The following is an 18164-nucleotide window of genomic DNA, read 5'->3' as shown; positions in this document are numbered from 1 at the left end:
TCGTCGTGATGGGTGATGAAGGCTTGTCCACCTGCTCGAAGCGGTCGTTGTTGATCAGGCTGTGGCTGTCGTTGAGGATCAGTTGCTCGATGTCGCGCTGTGCGCGCAGGTAGATTTTTTCCCGGCCTGCGCAGTCTTCAATCGACAATTCGTTGTAGCCGCCATTGCGCGGTGAGCTTTGGCTGCGCAACACCGTTCTGGTTTTGTGCTCGGGCAGTTGATGAGCGACGGACGTGACCTTGTTGACCACGCAACCGGTAATCAGCGGCTGATCCGGATCGCCCTCCTGAAAAGTGACGACCACTTCCATCCCGACGCGCGGGATCGTCACTGCCCCAAAACCCTCGCCCGCCCAACTGGACGCAACCCGTAGCCAGCAGCTGCTTTTTTCGCTGGCGAGTTCTGCCCGATCCCACGGCAGCTCAACGCGCACCCTGCCGTACTCATCGCAAAAAATGTCCTCGCCGGGCGGGCCTGTGACACGGGCGGTCTGGCAAACCAGCACAGGTTTTCGGGGGCGCAGAGGAGGGCGGTAGAGAACGTCCGACGGAATGGCGCTGAAGCTGTTGCGGTAGCCTTGAGTGAAGCCGTCCGCGGGTGGGTCGTCGCTGACGAATGCTTCTTCCAGAGTTTGTGGTTCTTTTCCTTCGTGACGAAGGCTCACCAGCAACCACATAGCGTTGCAGGTGGCGCGCGGGTGTTCGGTGAGATCAAACAGGTAACCGCTGCGCAGTGTCGGCTGATTGCTTTTCCCGTCAGCCAACTGATAGTCGCTACGGTGTCGCTCCAGCGCTTGGCGGACGAGCTGTTTACCGTGTTTCTCAGTCTTCATCAGCAGCGGATACCCGAGCTGAAAAAGCTGATGGAACTGCGCGACGCGCTGGTGGCGCTCAAAGGCCCACTCGGTAACGCGCCTGCGTTCCGCAAAGCCATCGAAGGCGTGCTCGCCGACGACGAATCCCGCGGTCGCGTATTGGGTGAGCTGGGCTTGAACGCCGCCGCCCAGGACGCCTGAGTCTTCATCAGCCAAGGAAGCCAACGCTATGAGCAAGAGTGCAGCGCAGCAAAAGACAAACGAGAACGGCGAATACAGCATTCTCGACAGCATCATCGCCGAAACCCGCCTGACGCCGGACGACGAAGCCTACGACATCGCCAAGCGCGGTGTGTCGGCCTTCATCGAAGAGCTGCTCAAGCCGCAGAACAACGGTGAGCCGGTCAAGAAAGCCATGGTTGACCGCATGATCGCCGAGATCGATGCCAAGCTCAGCCGTCAGATGGATGAAATTCTCCACCACCCGGACTTCCAGTCACTGGAATCGTCGTGGCGTGGCCTGCAGTTGCTGGTCGACCGCACCAACTTCCGCGAAAACATCAAGATCGAAATCCTCAACGTCTCCAAAGAAGACCTGCTGGACGATTTCGAAGACTCGCCGGAAGTGATGCAGTCTGGCCTGTACAAACACATCTACACCGCTGAATACGGCCAGTTCGGTGGCCAGCCGGTCGGCGCGATCATCGCCAACTACTTCATGTCCCCAAGCTCGCCGGACGTGAAGCTGATGCAGTACGTGTCCAGCGTGGCCTGCATGTCCCACGCGCCGTTCATTGCCGCGGCCGGCCCGAAATTCTTCGGCCTGGAAAGCTTCACCGGCCTGCCGGACCTGAAAGATCTGAAAGATCACTTCGACGGCCCGCAATTCGCCAAATGGCAGAGCTTCCGCGAGTCGGAAGACTCCCGTTACGTTGGCCTGACCGTGCCGCGTTTCCTGCTGCGTAACCCGTACGACCCGGAAGAAAATCCGGTCAAATCGTTCGTGTACAAAGAGACCGTCGCCAACAGCCACGAGCACTACCTGTGGGGCAACACCGCCTACGCGTTCGGTACCAAGCTGACTGACAGCTTTGCCAAATTCCGCTGGTGCCCGAACATCATCGGCCCGCAAAGCGGTGGCGCGGTTGAAGACCTGCCGTTGCACCACTTTGAAAGCATGGGCGAAATCGAAACCAAGATTCCGACCGAAGTCCTGGTCAGCGACCGTCGTGAATACGAACTGGCCGAGGAAGGTTTCATCTCCCTGACCATGCGCAAAGGCTCCGACAACGCGGCGTTTTTCTCCGCCAGCTCGGTGCAGAAGCCGAAGTTCTTCGGCATCAGCGCTGAAGGCAAGACCGCAGAGCTGAATTACAAGCTCGGCACCCAACTGCCGTACATGATGATCGTCAACCGCCTGGCTCACTATTTGAAAGTGCTGCAGCGCGAGCAACTCGGTTCGTGGAAAGAACGTACCGACCTCGAGCTGGAACTCAACAAGTGGATCCGCCAGTACGTCGCCGATCAGGAAAACCCGAGTGCCGAAGTCCGTGGTCGTCGTCCGCTGCGTTCAGCCCAGATCATCGTCAGCGATGTTGAAGGCGAGCCTGGCTGGTACCGCGTCAGCCTGAACGTGCGCCCGCACTTCAAATACATGGGGGCCGATTTCACCCTGTCGCTGGTTGGCAAGCTGGACAAAGAGTAAGCGGAGTTCATTCATGACTGGATACGGCAGCCTTTTCGAACGCCTGGGTGGCGACGCGGACAAACGCGTCGGCTGGAGCCGCGAGGTCTGCGCCATGGCGTCCGTGGCTGCCCATCTGGCCAAGATGCTCAGCACCCGTGCGGGCAGCGTGCAAACGCTGTCCGATTACGGGCTACCCGATCTCAATGACATGCGCCTGAGCCTGCACGACTCTTTGAGTCAGGCGCGCCTGGCCATCGAAAGCTTCATCGAAGCCTACGAACCACGCCTGAGCGACGTGCGTGTCATATCCCTGCCGCGTGAACACGATCAGCTTCGCCTGTCCTTCAGCATCGAAGGCCTGCTGGAAGTTGAAGGTTTCAAGCGTCAGGTCAGTTTCGCCGCGCGCCTGGATGGCAGCGGTCAAGTCAACGTCAGTTAATGACTTACAGGTAACCTCCGTGTCCTTTAACCACTACTACCAAAGCGAACTCACCGCACTTCGCCAGTTAGGTCGTCGATTCGCCGAGCGTAGCCCGGCGTTGGCGCCTTTCCTGGGCCAGGCCGGGCGGGATCCGGACGTGGAGCGGTTGCTGGAAGGGTTTGCATTCCTGACCGGTCGTTTGCGGCAAAAGCTCGATGACGAGTTGCCCGAGCTCAGCCATTCCCTGATGCACCTACTGTGGCCCAACTACATGCGGCCGCTGCCGGCGCTCAGCATTTTGCAGTTCGATCCGTTGAAGCGTTCGGGGCCAGCGTTGAGGGTTGAGCGTGATACGCCGGTCGAGAGCAAGCCTGTCGATGACGTGCGCTGCCGCTTCCGCACCTGCTACCCGACCGAGGTGTTAGCGCTGGATCTGGCCGCGCTGAATTACTCGGTGAAGGGCGACGGTTCGCTGTTGAGCCTGCGGCTGGAGATGAGTGCAGACGGTCACCTCGGTGAACTGGAGTTGAGCCGTCTGCGTCTGCACTTCGCGGGCGAGCGCTACATCAGCCAGATGCTATATCTGAGTCTGTTGCGCAATCTGCAAGGCATCGAATTGATCCCGCTCGACGGCGCCGGCAAAGCTATTAATGGTGTCAACGACACGCCGATGGCGTTCAAGCTGCCCGGCGACCGTGTGCAGCCGGTGGGTTTTGCCGAAGAAGAAGCGTTGATCCCGTATCCGCTGAACACCTTCCGCGGCTACCGTTACTTGCAGGAATACTTCGCCTTCCAGGACAAATTCCTCTTCGTCGACATCACCGGTCTCGACCTGCTCAAGGCGCTGCCTGAAGACACGCTGAAGCAGATGCGCGGCCTCGAATTGCGCTTCGACATTCGCAAGAGCGGCATCCAGCGTCTGCGCCCGACGCTGGACAACGTCAAGCTCTACTGCACGCCCATCGTCAACCTGTTCAAGCACGATGCATTGCCGATCCGCCTCGACGGCAAGCAGGACGAATACCTGCTGCTGCCTGCCAAATACGACCTGGAGAACTGTGGCGTGTTCTCAGTGGAAACCGTGACCGGCTGGAAGCCCGGCGGCCTTGGTTATCAGGAATACGTGCCGTTCGAATCCTTCGAGCACGACCCGAGTTTCGACGTGCCCACCAGCCGTCCGCATTACAGCATCCGTCAGCGTTCTTCTTCACTGCACGACGGCCTCGACACTTACCTGAGCTTCGGCATTCGCCACACCGAAGCCCACGAAACCCTGTCGATCGAACTGATGTGCACCAACCAGAACCTGCCGCGCAAACTCAAGCTTGGCGACATCTGCATGGCTTGCGAAGACACGCCGGAGTTCCTCAGTTTCCGCAACATCACCCCGGTCACTCCGAGTTACGCGCCGCCGCTGAACCGTGACTTCTTGTGGAAGCTGATCAGCAACATGTCGCTTAACTATCTGTCGCTGGCCGACGTCAATGCGTTGAAGGTGATTCTCGAAACCTACGACCTGCCGCGCTACTACGACCAACACGCGGCAAAGGTCAGCAAGCGCCTGCTGGGCGGGCTCAAGTCGATCAAGCACCAACACGTCGACCGGCTGCACCGAGGGTTGCCGGTACGCGGCTTGCGCACCGAGCTGACCATCGACCCGCAAGGGTATATCGGCGAGGGCGACCTGTTCATTTTCGCTTCGGTTCTCAACGAGTTTTTCGCGCTTTACGCCAGTCTCAATTCGTACCACGAACTGCGAGTAAAAAGCACACAGGGAGAGGTGTACCAATGGACACCACGTATGGGCCTGCAGCCCCTGCTTTAAGCGGGCTGACCCGGGTAATACGCGAGTACTCGCTGTTTCAGGCCGTGCTGCTGGTGGTTGACCGGCTGCGCGATGCACACCCGCACCTGAGCGAAGACGACCTGTACGACCAGCTGGAATTCCAGGCCAACCCGAGCCTGGGCTTCCCCGGCAGCGACGTCGACCGCGTGGAGTTTTTCCACGAGCACGGGCTGATGCGCGCGCGCCTGCGTTTCAACCTGATTGGCCTGGTCGGGTCCGGTTCGCCACTGCCGGCGTTCTACGGTGAACAGGCGCTCGGCGATAGCGAGGACGGCAACCCGACCCGCCACTTTCTCGACCTGTTTCATCACCGTTTGCAACGGCTGATGCTGCCGATCTGGCGCAAGTACCGTTATCGGGCGAGCTTCCAGAGCGGCGCGCTTGACCCGTTTTCGGCGCAACTGTTTGCGTTGATCGGCCTCGGCGGCGAAGAGATCCGCAAGGCCCAGGAACTGAACTGGAAACGCCTGCTGCCGTACCTCGGTTTGCTCAGTTTGCGGGCGCACTCGGCGGCACTGATCGAAGCGGTGCTGCGCTACTACTTCAAGCACGCCGAACTGACCATCGAGCAGTGCATCGAGCGTCGCGTGGAAATTCTCGACGAGCAGCGCAATCGTTTGGGCCGCGCCAACAGCCTGCTCGGTGAAGACCTGGTGCTGGGCGAACACGTACGCGATCGCAGCGGCAAATTCCGCATTCACATTCGCGAGCTCGACTGGCAACGCTTTCACGAATTCCTGCCGATCGGTTTCGGCTACCAGCCGCTGTGCGCGCTGGTGCGCTTCACCTTGCGTGACCCGCTCGACTACGACATTCGCCTGGTGTTGCGCCAGGAAGAAATCCGCGAACTGCGCATCGGTGAGCAGAACGCCTGTCGCCTGGGATGGACCAGTTGGCTAGGCCGCGAGAAAGCGGACGGCGTGGTGACCCTGGGCAGCAAAATTCATTAAGGCAGATGACCAATGATCAACGTAGACCTGCAACAACTTATCCAGGCGCTGGACGCCGAAACCCGTCGTGATCTGGAAAGTTCTGCCGAGCGCTGCGTCGCCCGTGGCGGCAGCAAGATCCTCGTCGAAGATTTGCTGCTGGGCCTGCTGGAGCGCCCGCAGGGCCTGCTCGCACGCGCGCTGCAAGACGCCGAAGTGGATGCTGGCGAACTGAGCGCCGCCTTGCAATCGCGGGGCGAGCACAGTGCTTCGCGCAACCCGGTGTTCGCGCCCGAGCTGGTGCAATGGCTGCAAGACGCGTTGCTGGTGGCCAACCTTGAACTGGGCCAGAGCCAGGTCGAGCAAGCTGCGTTGATCCTCGCGCTGCTGCGCAATCCGATGCGCTACGCCGGCAGCCGCTACCAGGCGTTGCTGGCGAAACTGAACATCGAGCGCCTGAAAGAATTCGCGCTGTCGCAGAAAGAACAACCGGCCACCGGCAAACCCGCAGTGCCGGGCGAATCGCTGCTGCAGCGCTTCACCCACAACCTGACCCAGCAGGCCCGCGACGGCAAACTCGACCCGGTGCTGTGCCGCGATGGCGCGATCCGGCAGATGGTCGACATCCTCGCCCGTCGCCGCAAGAACAACCCGATTGTGGTGGGTGAAGCCGGCGTCGGTAAAACCGCGATCGTCGAAGGTCTGGCCTCGCGCATCGCCGCCGGAGAAGTGCCGCACGTGTTGAAAGGCGTCGAGTTGCTGTCGCTGGACATGGGGCTGTTGCAAGCCGGCGCCAGCGTCAAAGGTGAATTCGAGCGGCGTCTCAAAGGCGTGATCGACGAAGTCAAAGGGTCGCCGAAACCGATCATCCTGTTCATCGATGAAGCGCACATGCTGATCGGCGCTGGCGGCAATGCCGGCGGTTCCGACGCGGCCAACCTGCTCAAGCCGGCGTTAGCCCGTGGCGAGTTGCGCACCATCGCCGCGACTACTTGGGCGGAGTACAAGAAGTACTTCGAAAAAGACCCGGCACTGGCCCGCCGTTTCCAGCCCGTGCAACTGCACGAACCGACTGTCAGCGAAGCGGTGACCATCCTGCGGGGTCTGGCTCAGGTTTACGAAAAGAGCCACGGCATTTACCTGCGCGATGACGCGGTGGTGGCGGCGGCTGAATTGTCCGCTCGTTATCTCGCCGGACGTCAGCTGCCGGACAAAGCCGTCGACGTCCTCGACACCGCCTGCGCCCGTGTGCGCATCAGCCTCGCCGCCGCCCCGGAAAGCCTTGAGCGTCTGCGCGGTGAACTGGCCGAAGGTGGCCGCCAGCGTCAGGCCCTGCGCCGTGATGCCGACGCCGGTTTGCTGATCGATCACGAAGCGCTGGACGCACTGGAAGACCGCCTGGGCGCCGCCGAAGTCGAAATGGTCGCGCTGGACACCCTGTGGACCAAGCAGAAAGAACTCGCCGAACGCCTGCTGGATTTGCGTCAGCAATTGGCCAAGGCTCGCGAAACGGCGGCCGCCGACCCGACCGTCGTGGTTGAAGAAGACGCTGAAGGCACGGTGATCGAAACCCTCGACGTGGACGAAGCGCAAAGCGTCGAAACGCTGGAAGCCGCACTCAACGAAACCCACACAGCCCTGACCGGGCTGCAAGCCAAAGAGCGTTTGGTCAGCTTTGAAGTTTGCCCGCGCCTGGTCGCCGAAGTGATCAGCGCCTGGACCGGCGTGCCCTTGGCGCAACTGGCTCGCGAACACAACGCCAAGGTCGCCAGTTTTGCCACCGACCTGCGCACGCGCATCCGTGGCCAGGAACAGGCCATTCGCGCACTCGACCGCTCGATGCGCGCCACCGCTGCCGGTCTGAGCAAACCCGATGCGCCGGTCGGCGTGTTCCTGCTGGTCGGCCCGAGCGGCGTCGGCAAGACCGAAACTGCGCTGGCACTGGCAGATCTGCTGTACGGCGGTGATCGTTTCATCACCACCATCAACATGTCCGAGTTCCAGGAGAAGCACACCGTGTCACGCCTGATCGGCGCGCCGCCGGGCTACGTCGGTTACGGCGAGGGTGGCATGCTCACCGAAGCGGTGCGCCAGAAACCGTACTCGGTGGTGTTGCTCGATGAAGTCGAAAAGGCTGACCCGGACGTACTCAATCTGTTCTACCAAATCTTCGACAAAGGCGTGGCCAACGACGGCGAAGGCCGCGAGATCGACTTCCGCAACACGCTGATCCTGATGACCTCGAACCTTGGCAGCGAGCGCATCAGCGAGCTTTGCGAAAACGGCGCGCGGCCAACCGCCGAAGTGCTCGAAAAAACCATTCGCCCGGTGCTCAGCAAGCACTTCAAACCGGCGCTGCTGGCGCGCATGAATATCAACCTGGGTGACTTTGATGGCTGAGCCAAAAAAATTTCCCAAGGTGAGCAGGATTTCTCTGATGAGTAAATTCCCTGTGGCGAGGGGATTTATCCCCGTTCGGCTGCGCAGCAGTCGCAATCCAACCAACGCGGTCTGCCTGAGTAAACGGGTTAGCCGGTTTTGGGGCCGCTTCGCGACCCAACGGGGACAAGTCCCCTCGCCACAGGCGTTCGGCTCAACATCCCTGACTAGAACCTTGAAACCTACCTCGTTCCCTTATTCCAGCACCGCCCGATCGGGCCGGCGCTTTGCTCTTTGCCTACCCCTGGAGACCCTCTGATGCCTGTTCGTCACTGGCACGCCGTCCTGCTGACCCTCGTCGTTCTATGCGGCCTCGGCGGCTGCAGCGGCAATTACAAATTCAACGACAACACCTATCGCCCCTTGGGTGATCCGCAGGCGGTCAATCGCGGCAAGTGACCGCAAGGAGTATCACCATGGAACTGGTTTTCGAAATGCTCAACACCAAGCAGTTCGTGCCCACGGAGTTGTGCCAGAAGACGTTCAAGCAGGCCGGTGGCGTGATTGGCCGGGGCGAGGATTGCGACTGGATCATTCCCGACCGCAAGCGGCACCTGTCCAACCACCACGCGATGATCAGCTACCGCGACGGCACGTTTTTCCTGACCGATACCAGCAGCAACGGTATTGCGCACAGCGAAAGCGGCGCGCGCCTGCGCAAGGGCGAAGCCATGCGCATCGAACACGGCAGCGTCTATGTGCTGGGTGACTTTGAAATCCGTGCGCGGCTGGTGCGCGACCCGGCGACCTTCGATGTCGAAGTCGGCCGTCCGCAAGCGGCAGGCAGCATCATTCCGGACGACGCCTTCCTCGACCTCGACCCGCTGAACGCCCTGGATCAGCAAGAGCGCGTGTATTCGGAAATCGACGAGCTGATGTCCCCAGGCACCACTATCGAAGACACCCGCCAGCGCGCCGACTATGCGCGCATCGACATGGAAAGCCTGATGGTGCCGGAGTTGATCGACGCGCCGGCCGAACCTGCGCCAGCCCCACCGCCGAAAGCCATCGAGCGCCAGAGCGAAGGTTTTTGGGAGCATTTCGGCGCAGCGCTGGGCGTCGACCTCAAGCGCCTCGACCATGACGCTCGCGAAGCCCTGGCACTGAACGCGGCACGTCTGCTCAAGCAAAGCGTCGGCGGTTTGCAGCAAAGCCTGCGCACCCGCAGCGAACTGAAAAACGAACTGCGCCTGGCACTGACCACGGTGCAAGGCACGAACAAGAATCCGTTGAAATTCGCCGTCGATGCCGGTGAAGCGCTGGGCATTTTGTTGCAGCCGAACAAGCCAGGCCAGTTGCCCGCCGAGCAGTCGATCTCCCGTGCGTTCCGCGATTTGCAGGCGCATCAGGTGGCGTTGCTGACCGCCAGCCGCGCCGCCGTTCGCGGCACGCTGGAGCACTTCTCGCCGCAACAATTGACCCTGCGTTTCGAGCGCGACAACAAGCCGTTGCTGGCCACGTCCGGCAGCCGCTGGAGAGCCTACGGCCGTTATCACCAGGCCCTGCGTCAGGACGATGACTGGAGCGAGCGCCTGCTGGCCCGCGACTTCGCTCAGGCCTACGAAGAACAGATTCGCCTGATTTCCACCCTTCACACCGACCACCAAGGATGATGCGCATGTCTCGCTGCACGACCGCTTTTTTCAAGATGCTGACAGCGCTCACAGCCTTGGTGCTGCTCGCGGCTTGCTCATCGTTGTCGCCGTATTCTCACGTGACCAAGGTCAACTTGAAGCTGACCGGCAGCGATCAACTGAACCCGGATCTCAACGGGCGTCCGTCGCCGATCGTTGTGCGCCTGTTCGAGCTCAAGCACCCGGTGACGTTCGAGAACGCCGATTTTTTCAGCCTCTATGAACGCGCCAAGGAATTCCTGGCCCCGGACCTGGTGGCCAGCGAAGAACTCGAGCTGCGTCCGGGTGAAACCGTCGAACTCAAGCTCAGCGTGGAGGAGGGCAGCCGCTATGTCGGCATCCTGGCCGCCTACCGCGATCTGCCGGAAACCAAGTGGCGCTATACGGTGCAAGTCACGCCAGTGGACGTCACCGAGGCTGACTTGACCCTCGACCAGGCCGGCATTCGCAACACCCATGAAACGCTCGCCAAGGCGGATGACTGATCATGAAATCCCATAAAGTCATTTGGCAGGAAGGCATGCTGCTGCGCCCGCAGCACTTCCAGCACAACGATCGTTACTACGATCACCAGATGAAAACCCGCACCCAGTTGCTCGGCAGTTACACCTGGGGTTTCCTCAATCTGGACATCGATTTGCAGTTCCTCAACATGGGCAAGCTGGTGGTCAGCCAGGCCTCGGGGATTCTTCCGGACGGCAGCCTGTTCGAACTTGGCGGCAACACCGAACCGCTGGCACTCGACGTCCCGCCGAACACCGGCAACACGCCGATCTACCTGGCGCTGCCGCTGGTCACCGGTAACCACATCGAGTCACGCCGCCCGGAGCAATCCGATGTGCTGGCGCGCTACACCGCGTACGAAGCGGAAGTGGCCGACTCCAACGCCGGTGATGACTCCGCCAGCCAGGTCAGTTGCGGCCGGCCGGACTTCAAGCTGTTGCTCGGCGAGCAGCAGAGTGACCAGGCTTACGTAAAGCTGAAAATCTGCGACGTGCTCGACACCACGCCCGACGGCGTGATCAGCCTCGATCCGGATTTCGTCCCGACGTACATTCAGGCGCATGCCTCCAGTTACCTGCTGTCGTGCCTGAAAGAAGTCATCAGCATGCTCGGCCATCGCGGCGACACCATCGCCGAGCGCATTCGCTCCAACGGCAAGGTCGGCGGTGCCGAAGTCGGCGACTTCATGATGCTGCAACTGATCAACCGCACCGAACTGCTGCTGCGTCACTACCTCGGCCTGGAACAGGTGCACCCGGAAGAGTTGTACCGCACGCTGCTGACCATGCTCGGTGATCTGGCGACGTTTTCCAGCGACAGCAAACGCCCGCGCCTGGACAGCCGCTACCAACACAGCGACCAGGGCGCGAGCTTCCGCAGACTGATGGAAGCAATTCGTCAGGTGCTGTCGATGGTGCTCGAACAGCACGCCATCGAACTGGTCCTGCAAGCGCGTCAGTACGGGATCATCGTCTCGCCGTTGCACGACCACAAACTGCTGGGTTCGGCCTCGTTCGTGCTCGCGGCCAGTGCCAACTGCGACTCCGAAGAATTGCGCCATCGTCTGCCGGCGCACCTCAAGGTCGGCCCGGTGGAGCGCATCCGCCAACTGGTCAACCTGCACCTGCCGGGCATCAAGGTCAAACCGTTGCCGGTGGCGCCGCGGCAGATCGCGTTCCACTCCAACAAAACCTACTTCATTCTCGAACTCAGTTCCGAAGACCTGGCACAACTGGAGCGCTCCGGCGGCTTCGCGTTCCACGTGTCCGGCGAATTCGCCGAGCTTGAACTGAAATTCTGGGCCATCAGGAACTGACCGACATGATCAAGGACATGGAACACCAGCAGGACGATAAAACCGTCTTGCTCGACCGCCAGGGCCACGGCCCGGCGCAAAGTCCGCTGACCGATTTCGCCGCACCGCCGCGTTTCGAACAGCTCGAAGAACGGATGATCTACGCCGCGCGCCTGCGCCCGGCGGAGTCCTTCAACATCAGCCTCAATTCGCTGGTTGCCGCAGGCTCCGACCTGCTCTCGGAAGTGGTACGGCTCAAGCACAGCGCCACCCGCGAAGACCTGTACGCTCTCAACAAGCTACTGACTGCTGGGCTGAAATTGTTTGAAGTGCGTGCACTGCACAACGGCGCCGAAAGCAGCCAGGTGATGGCCGCGCGTTATGTGCTGTGCACCGTGGTCGATGAAGCCGTCGTGACCACGCCGTGGGGCAACGAAAGCGAGTGGTCGCAGATGAGCCTGCTCAGCAGCTTCCACAACGAAACCTCCGGTGGCGAGAAGTTCTTCAAGCTGCTGGATCGGCTGTCGAAAAACCCGGCCAGGCACCTGCCGATGCTGGAGCTGATGTACCTGTGCCTGTCTCTCGGTTTTGAAGGCAAGTACCGCGTACAAGCGCGCGGCATGCTCGAACTCGAAGGCATCCGCGACGCCTTGTATCGGCAGATTCGTCAGCTGCGCGGCGACGTGCCGCGCGAACTGTCGCCGCATTGGGAAGGCTTGAACGACCAGCGCCGCAGCCTGGTGCGCATCGTGCCGGCGTGGATGGTGGTGTTGTTCACCGTGGTGTGTCTGGTGGTGATGTATTCGGGTTTCGCCTGGGTCTTGGGCGAGCAACGCGACACCGTTCTGCAACCTTATCAGCAGCTTGATCCGGCGGCGGTTCAGCCGCAGTCGAAGCCGTAAACAGGGACGTGTGATGAAAAAGTTTTTCAAGAAAGTCGGCGCATTCTTGCGCAAGACCTGGGTCTGGACCTTGCTGCTGGTGCTGTTTGTCGCACTGCTGGTGTGGTTCGTCGGGCCGCTGCTGGCGGTCGATGACTACAGGTTCTGGGAAGCCTCGACCTCGCGCCTGCTGACCATCAGTGTGCTGTTCCTAATTTGGGGCCTGACCATGGTCTTCGTCAGCTGGCGCGCCGGTGTGCGCAAGAAAGCGGTCGAAGAGACCGAAGACGGTCAGGATCGCATCCGTCGCGAAGAGAAGATGGACGAAGAGCAGAAAGAGCTGCGCGTGCGCTTCATGGATGCGTTGAAAACCCTGAAGACCTCGAGCCTCTATCGCGGCCGCAGCGAACGCTGGCGCAGCGATTTGCCGTGGTACTTGCTGATTGGCCCGCAGGGCGGCGGCAAGACCAGTCTGCTGGACTTCTCGGGCCTTGAGTTTCCGATCAACAAGATCGACCGAAAACTGACCCGCGACACCCTCGGCACTCGTCATTGCGACTGGTACTTCGCCGATCACGGTGTGCTGATCGACACCGCCGGCCGATACCTGACACAGGCGGATGCCGAAGTCGACGGCAGCGCCTGGAGCACCTTGCTTGACCTGCTGCGCAAGCGCCGCCGCAATCGTCCGTTGAACGGTGTGCTGGTGACCATTCCAGTGGAAACACTGCTAGGCGTCAGCGAGCCGGACCTGGAAATCTTGGCGCGCCAGGTGCGTGCACGTCTGCAGGATGTGCATCAAAAACTGCACGTCGATGTGCCGGTCTATCTGGTCCTGAGCAAGGCTGATCAACTGCTGGGTTTCGACGAATTCTTCGATCAACTGACCCGCGAAGAAAGCGATCAGGTACTCGGCACCAGCTTTCGAAAAGAGCAGAGTGGCGCCGACGTTACCGTGCTGCGCGCCGAGTTCGAAGAGCTGCTGCGTCGCCTGAACAGTCAGGTGATCATGCGCATGCACCAGGAGCGCGACACTCAGCGCCGTGGCCGCATCCTCGACTTTCCGCATCAGCTGGGGCAGATCGGCGAGCGCCTGTGCCTGTTCGTCGACATGGCGTTCACCGGCAACCGTTATCAGCGTGTCAGCCAGTTGCGCGGTTTCTACCTGACCAGTGCATCGCACCTGACTGAGCAAATGGACGCCGACACCGCCGGTATTGGCGCCAACCTGGGCATGAAAGCGGGTGTGCTGCCGACCTTGCGCAGCGGCCGTTCGCGATTCATTCACCATTTGCTCAGCCGGGTGATTTTCCCCGAGGCCGATCTGGCCGGTCTGGACAAGCGTGAACGCAGTCGCATCCATTGGGGCCAGCGTGCGTTGTACGTTGGCGCTTTGGCGGCGCTGGGCCTGTTCGGCCTGCTGTGGGCCGGTGGTTTCTCGGCCAACTACGAGCGCCTTGAAAACCTGCGCAACCTGGCACAAAACTGGACCCAGCAACGCTCGGCGCTGACCGCGCGTGATGATTCCATGGCGGTGCTCAAGCCTCTCGACACGAGTTATGCGGCAACGCAGGTTTTCCCGAAAAAAGGCGACGTGTCGTACCACGAGCGCGGCGGCCTGTATCAGGGTGAAGAGATCAATCCGGTGGTCAAGGCGGCCTACGAGCGCGAGCTCGAAAGCCAACTGCTGCCGAAGGTCGCGAGCCTGCTGGAAGGGCAGATCCGCGCCAACATGAAGGACCGCGAACGCCTGCTCAACAGCCTGCGCGCGTACCTGATGCTGAACATGAAAGATCGTCGCGACGCTACATGGCTCAAGGATTGGGTCGCCACCGACTGGTCCCTGCGTTACGCCGGCAACACTGCGGTGCAAAACGGTCTGAACACGCATTTCGAACGCTTGCTCCAGCAACCTTTTATCTACCCGCTGAACGATCAACTGGTGGCTCAGGTGCGTCAGGTGCTGCGCAGCGAGTCGCTGGCGAACGTGGTTTACCGGATGCTGCGCGAGCAGGCCCGTGACCTGCCGGAATACCGCTTCAGCCAACACCTGGGGCCTCAAGGCGCACTGTTTGTCGGCACCGATTACGTGATCCCGGGTTTCTACACGCAACAGGGTTACCAGCAGTATTTCTCGATTCAGGGCACGGCTCTGGTGACCGAACTTCTGCGTGACAACTGGGTACTGGGCGAAGGCTCGGGCATCAGCGGCATGGACTTGCGTCGCCTGATGGTCGAGCTGGAACAACTGTATTTCCGCGACTACGCCAACTTCTGGAGCGAAGCGGTCGGCCAGGTGGCCTTGCCGCCGATCACCGATGCAAGCGAAGGCGCCGAGCAACTGGCAGGCCTGACGTCGGCCAACTCGCCAGTGTTGCAACTGCTGGTGGAAGTGCGCGAGAACACGCGTTTCGCGGCCATCGCCGACAGCGCTGATGAAGCGGCCGAAGCCGCTGACAAATTGGGCGAGAAGGGCGGCAAGCTTGGCAAATTGGCCGCCGCTGCAGCGGACAAAGCGTCGGACATGGCGAAGAACTTACCGGACACCGCGAAGAAATCCCTTCAACGTCGCTTCGAACCGCTGCACCGTTTGCTGGATGAAAACAACGGCCCGGCCGCTGATCTGACCCCGGCACTGACGGCGCTTAACGATCTGCAAATGCAACTGGCGAGCCTCGCGCGTGCCAGTGCGCCGGAGCAGGCTGCGTTCGAGATGGCCAAGACGCGCATGAGCGGCCAGCGTGATGCGCTGAGCAGCTTGCGCAACGCGTCCAATCGCCTGCCGCGTCCCGTCAGCGTGTGGTTCAACGTGCTGGCCGAAGACACCTGGCGTCTGGTGCTCAACGATTCCTACCAGTACCTGAACCAGCGTTATCAGAGTGAGCTGTACAGCTTCTACGGCAAGGCGATCAACAAGCGTTACCCGTTCAGTGCCCACAGCACCAGCGAAGTGGCGATCAGCGATTTCCGCGAGTTCTTCAAGGCGCAGGGCATTGCCGATCGCTTCTTCGAGAACTACATGCGGCCGTTTGTGAGCGGCGATCCAGGCAACTACCGACTGCGCAGCATTGACGGTCACAGCATGCCGATCTCCAGGCTCTACCTCGACCAGATGGCCGCGGCTCAAGTCATTCGCCAGAGCTTCTTCTCGATCAACCCGGCCGAGCCGCAAGTGCAGTTCAAACTGGAGCCCTACACCCTCGATCCAGCGGTCAGCCGTTCCGAATTCAAGTTCGGCGACAGGACCATCGAGTACCGCCACGGCCCGATCGTGCCGGTGTCGTTCAAATGGCCGACCGATGCTGAAGACGGTCGCACCAGTCTGGTCCTCGACAAAATGGCCGGGCGCCCGATCGGCATCGAAAAGAACACCGGCCCATGGTCGCTGTTCCGACTGTTCGACCTGATGCAGACCGAGTACCTGAATGGTCGCGACGTGCTGGTATTGAAAGCGGACGTGGGCGGCCTGCGCGCCAACTACTTGCTGTCGAGCCAGCGCACACCGAACCCGTTCGACATGGGCGTGCTGCGCACCTTCCGTATGCCGGTGCAGCTCTGATGCTGGTTGCCAGTCCCTGGCGCAGCGCTGCGCGCACCGATGCCGGCAAGGTTCGGGCGCGCAACGAAGACGCTTTCCTCGACTGTCCACAGCAGGGGCTGTGGGTGGTCGCGGACGGCATGGGCGGTCATCAGGGGGGCGACGTTGCCAGCCAGTTGATCGTCGCGAGCCTGGCGGAATTGCCGGTGCGGGATGACTTCGACGAACGACTCACAGGCATTCGCCAGTGCCTGCACTGGCTCAACCGCCGCTTGGGTCAGGAGTTGACCGTCACCGCCGGGCGCCACGACAGCATCATGGGCAGCACCGTCGTGGCGCTGCTGGTGGAAGGCAATCGTGCGGCCTGCATCTGGGCCGGCGACAGCCGTTGCTACCTGTGGCGCGGCCAGCGTTTGTATCAACTGTCCAGGGACCATTCGCTGCAACAGCAACTGATCGACGAGCAACACATGAGCGTCGAAGACGCCCGCGCTCACCCCGCCGCTCACGCCTTGACCCGTGCGGTCGGGGCCGCCGAGCAGCTGACCCTGGACGTGCTCGAACTTGAGGTCTATCCCGGCGATGCGTTTCTGTTGTGCAGCGATGGTTTGTACAACGGGCTGAGCACCGATGCCTTGGGCAACGCCCTGAGCCTGACCGCGCCGCACGTCGCGCTGGAGCGTCTGTTCGACGGTGCGCTGCGCGGCTCGGCCCGGGACAACCTGACCGCCGTGGTGATCCGCCAATGACTCAACTCATGCCGCCGCTCGATGACCTGCTGATAAGCGAAGAGCAGGCCAATAACCTGACCTACTTTGCGTTTGCCAAGTCGCACACTGTCGAGCCGGCACTGGCGCCGACACGGGCCAGCGTCGGCGAATTGCCGGACGTGCTGGGCGGCCGTTACCGCATCGAACGCCTGCTCGGCGCCGGCGGCATGGGCGCGGTTTACCGCGCACGGGACTTGCTGAGCGAACAGTTCGGCGACCCCGACCCTTACATCGCGCTGAAAATCCTCAGCGAAGAATTTGCCGAATCGCCGGACGCCAGCGCCTTGCTCTACAGCGAGTTCGCTTTGACCCGACGCCTGCGCCACGACAACGTGCTGCGACCGCACACCTTTGAAGTGGACACCGACTGCCAGCGCGCCTTCATCACCATGGAACTCATGCGTGGGCTGACCCTGGACAAACTGCTCTGCGAGCGACCCCTGGGCCTGCCGTGGAAAGAACTGCGCGACATCGCGTTGCCGTTGCTCGACGCGCTGGCCTACGCCCACGAGCGCGGCGTGCTGCACGGCGACATCAAACCGAGCAACGTGATGCTCAGCGAAGAAGGCGTGCGCCTGTTTGACTTCGGTCTGGGCCAGGCTGAAGAAGGCATCCTGCCCGGCCTGCCACACCTCAGTCGCGACCGTTTCAACGCCTGGACACCGGGCTACGCCGCACCGGAACTGCTCGAGGGCCAGCCGCTGTCGGCCAGCGCCGATGTGTACGGCGTGGCCTGCGTGCTCTACGAACTCGCGGGCGGCAAACACCCGTTCCGGCGTTTGCCCTCAACCGAGGCCCGCGACACCCGGCTCGACCGCGAACTGCACGCGCCGCGCAATCTACCGAAACACTGCTGGCCAGCCCTGCGCACGGCGCTGGCATTCGATGCCGCTGATCGCACGATCAGCGCCGCACAACTGCGTGACGCCATGGGCGCCACCGCGTCTTTGCTGCAACGTCTGCGACTTCGGGCGTAACGGATGACTACCGAACAGGGAGCAAGCAATGTTCAACCTCGCTAACGAAATGCACTTCAGCCTGCCTGAAGCAGCTGACAAGTTTTCGCTTGAATGAGCTCATCTATCTCCGTACCGGTTTAATTGGAGATGGCTTCTACAAGGCGGTTTCAGTGGTTGACGAGAAGGCAACTGCAATGGATTACTCCAAAGCAGTTGAGTACGTCGGAGGGGAGGTAGACTTTGGCCCTCCCCTTTTTCTGCCCTTTTTCTGAAGATCAAAAGATCGCAGCCTTCGGCAGCTCCTACAGGATGGGGTTTCTTCAGGTGTGGGGGCGGATACTGAATGTGATGTGGTGCAGAGATGATCGACGGTGCGTGACTTGGTAGTCATTAGCGGCAAAAACCAGGGCATCTTCCTCTAACACTGCGCAATGGTGGCGTTCTCATT

Annotated in this window: 12 protein-coding genes and 3 pseudogenes; 14 read left to right on the top strand and 1 reads right to left on the bottom strand. The window is 61.2% G+C overall.

Going from position 1 to position 18164, the window contains the following annotated elements:
* Nucleotides 1–16: 16 nt before the first annotated feature.
* A pseudogene (tssI, locus tag F8N62_RS13450) lies at nucleotides 17–844 on the bottom strand (type VI secretion system tip protein TssI/VgrG); the annotation flags it as partial.
* Here tssI and F8N62_RS13445 point away from each other — a divergent pair.
* The 14 genes and pseudogenes from F8N62_RS13445 to F8N62_RS13375 form a co-directional block, all read left to right on the top strand.
* Nucleotides 836–1015, top strand: a pseudogene (locus F8N62_RS13445) (type VI secretion system contractile sheath small subunit); the annotation flags it as partial. The pseudogenes tssI and F8N62_RS13445 overlap by 9 nt on opposite strands.
* Before the next feature lie 28 nt (nucleotides 1016–1043).
* Nucleotides 1044–2519, top strand: coding sequence for a type VI secretion system contractile sheath large subunit (gene tssC / locus F8N62_RS13440; protein WP_150711374.1), 1476 nt, complete (start codon nucleotides 1044–1046; stop codon nucleotides 2517–2519).
* A gap of 13 nt (nucleotides 2520–2532) precedes the next feature.
* Complete coding sequence (tssE, locus tag F8N62_RS13435; protein WP_150711373.1) at nucleotides 2533–2940, top strand: type VI secretion system baseplate subunit TssE; 408 nt, start codon at nucleotides 2533–2535, stop codon at nucleotides 2938–2940.
* A gap of 19 nt (nucleotides 2941–2959) precedes the next feature.
* Entirely contained in the window at nucleotides 2960–4747 is a 1788-nt protein-coding gene (tssF, locus tag F8N62_RS13430; protein WP_150711372.1) for a type VI secretion system baseplate subunit TssF, read from the top strand.
* Nucleotides 4711–5718, top strand: coding sequence for a type VI secretion system baseplate subunit TssG (tssG, locus tag F8N62_RS13425; RefSeq protein ID WP_150711371.1), 1008 nt, complete (start codon nucleotides 4711–4713; stop codon nucleotides 5716–5718). The genes tssF and tssG overlap by 37 nt, the downstream gene beginning before the upstream one ends.
* 12 nt (nucleotides 5719–5730) lie before the next feature.
* Nucleotides 5731–8073, top strand: a pseudogene (tssH, locus tag F8N62_RS13420) (type VI secretion system ATPase TssH); the annotation flags it as partial.
* 321 nt (nucleotides 8074–8394) lie between these two features.
* The gene (locus F8N62_RS13410; protein ID WP_150711370.1) at nucleotides 8395–8535 is read left to right on the top strand and encodes a type VI secretion protein; all 141 of its coding nucleotides are present in this window, start codon (nucleotides 8395–8397) and stop codon (nucleotides 8533–8535) included.
* 17 nt (nucleotides 8536–8552) lie between these two features.
* Nucleotides 8553–9749: a type VI secretion system-associated FHA domain protein TagH gene (tagH, locus tag F8N62_RS13405; RefSeq protein ID WP_150711369.1), complete on the top strand. Its 1197-nt coding sequence runs from the start codon at nucleotides 8553–8555 to the stop codon at nucleotides 9747–9749.
* A 5-nt stretch (nucleotides 9750–9754) separates the two neighbouring features.
* Nucleotides 9755–10255 (top strand): type VI secretion system lipoprotein TssJ, encoded by a 501-nt coding sequence (gene tssJ, locus F8N62_RS13400; RefSeq protein WP_150711368.1) that lies wholly within the window; start codon nucleotides 9755–9757, stop codon nucleotides 10253–10255.
* A gap of 2 nt (nucleotides 10256–10257) precedes the next feature.
* Entirely contained in the window at nucleotides 10258–11589 is a 1332-nt protein-coding gene (gene tssK / locus F8N62_RS13395; protein WP_150711367.1) for a type VI secretion system baseplate subunit TssK, read from the top strand.
* Nucleotides 11590–11594: 5 nt separating this feature from the next.
* Nucleotides 11595–12470, top strand: coding sequence for a type IVB secretion system protein IcmH/DotU (gene icmH / locus F8N62_RS13390; protein ID WP_150711366.1), 876 nt, complete (start codon nucleotides 11595–11597; stop codon nucleotides 12468–12470).
* Nucleotides 12471–12483: 13 nt separating this feature from the next.
* Entirely contained in the window at nucleotides 12484–16008 is a 3525-nt protein-coding gene (gene tssM, locus F8N62_RS13385; RefSeq protein ID WP_150711365.1) for a type VI secretion system membrane subunit TssM, read from the top strand.
* The gene (locus F8N62_RS13380; RefSeq protein WP_150711364.1) at nucleotides 16008–16736 is read left to right on the top strand and encodes a PP2C family protein-serine/threonine phosphatase; all 729 of its coding nucleotides are present in this window, start codon (nucleotides 16008–16010) and stop codon (nucleotides 16734–16736) included. Before tssM ends, F8N62_RS13380 begins: the two co-directional genes overlap by 1 nt.
* Nucleotides 16733–17734 carry a serine/threonine-protein kinase gene (locus F8N62_RS13375; protein WP_191632383.1) on the top strand — a complete coding sequence of 334 codons (1002 nt, stop codon included), beginning with the start codon at nucleotides 16733–16735 and terminating at the stop codon, nucleotides 17732–17734. Before F8N62_RS13380 ends, F8N62_RS13375 begins: the two co-directional genes overlap by 4 nt.
* Nucleotides 17735–18164 lie beyond the last annotated feature (430 nt).

It is taken from the genome of Pseudomonas fluorescens (assembly GCF_902497785.1).
Taxonomy (GTDB): Bacteria; Pseudomonadota; Gammaproteobacteria; order Pseudomonadales; family Pseudomonadaceae; genus Aquipseudomonas; species Aquipseudomonas fluorescens_BO.
Note: the sequence above shows the minus strand (reverse complement) of the source record. Positions and strands in the feature narration are given on the sequence as shown.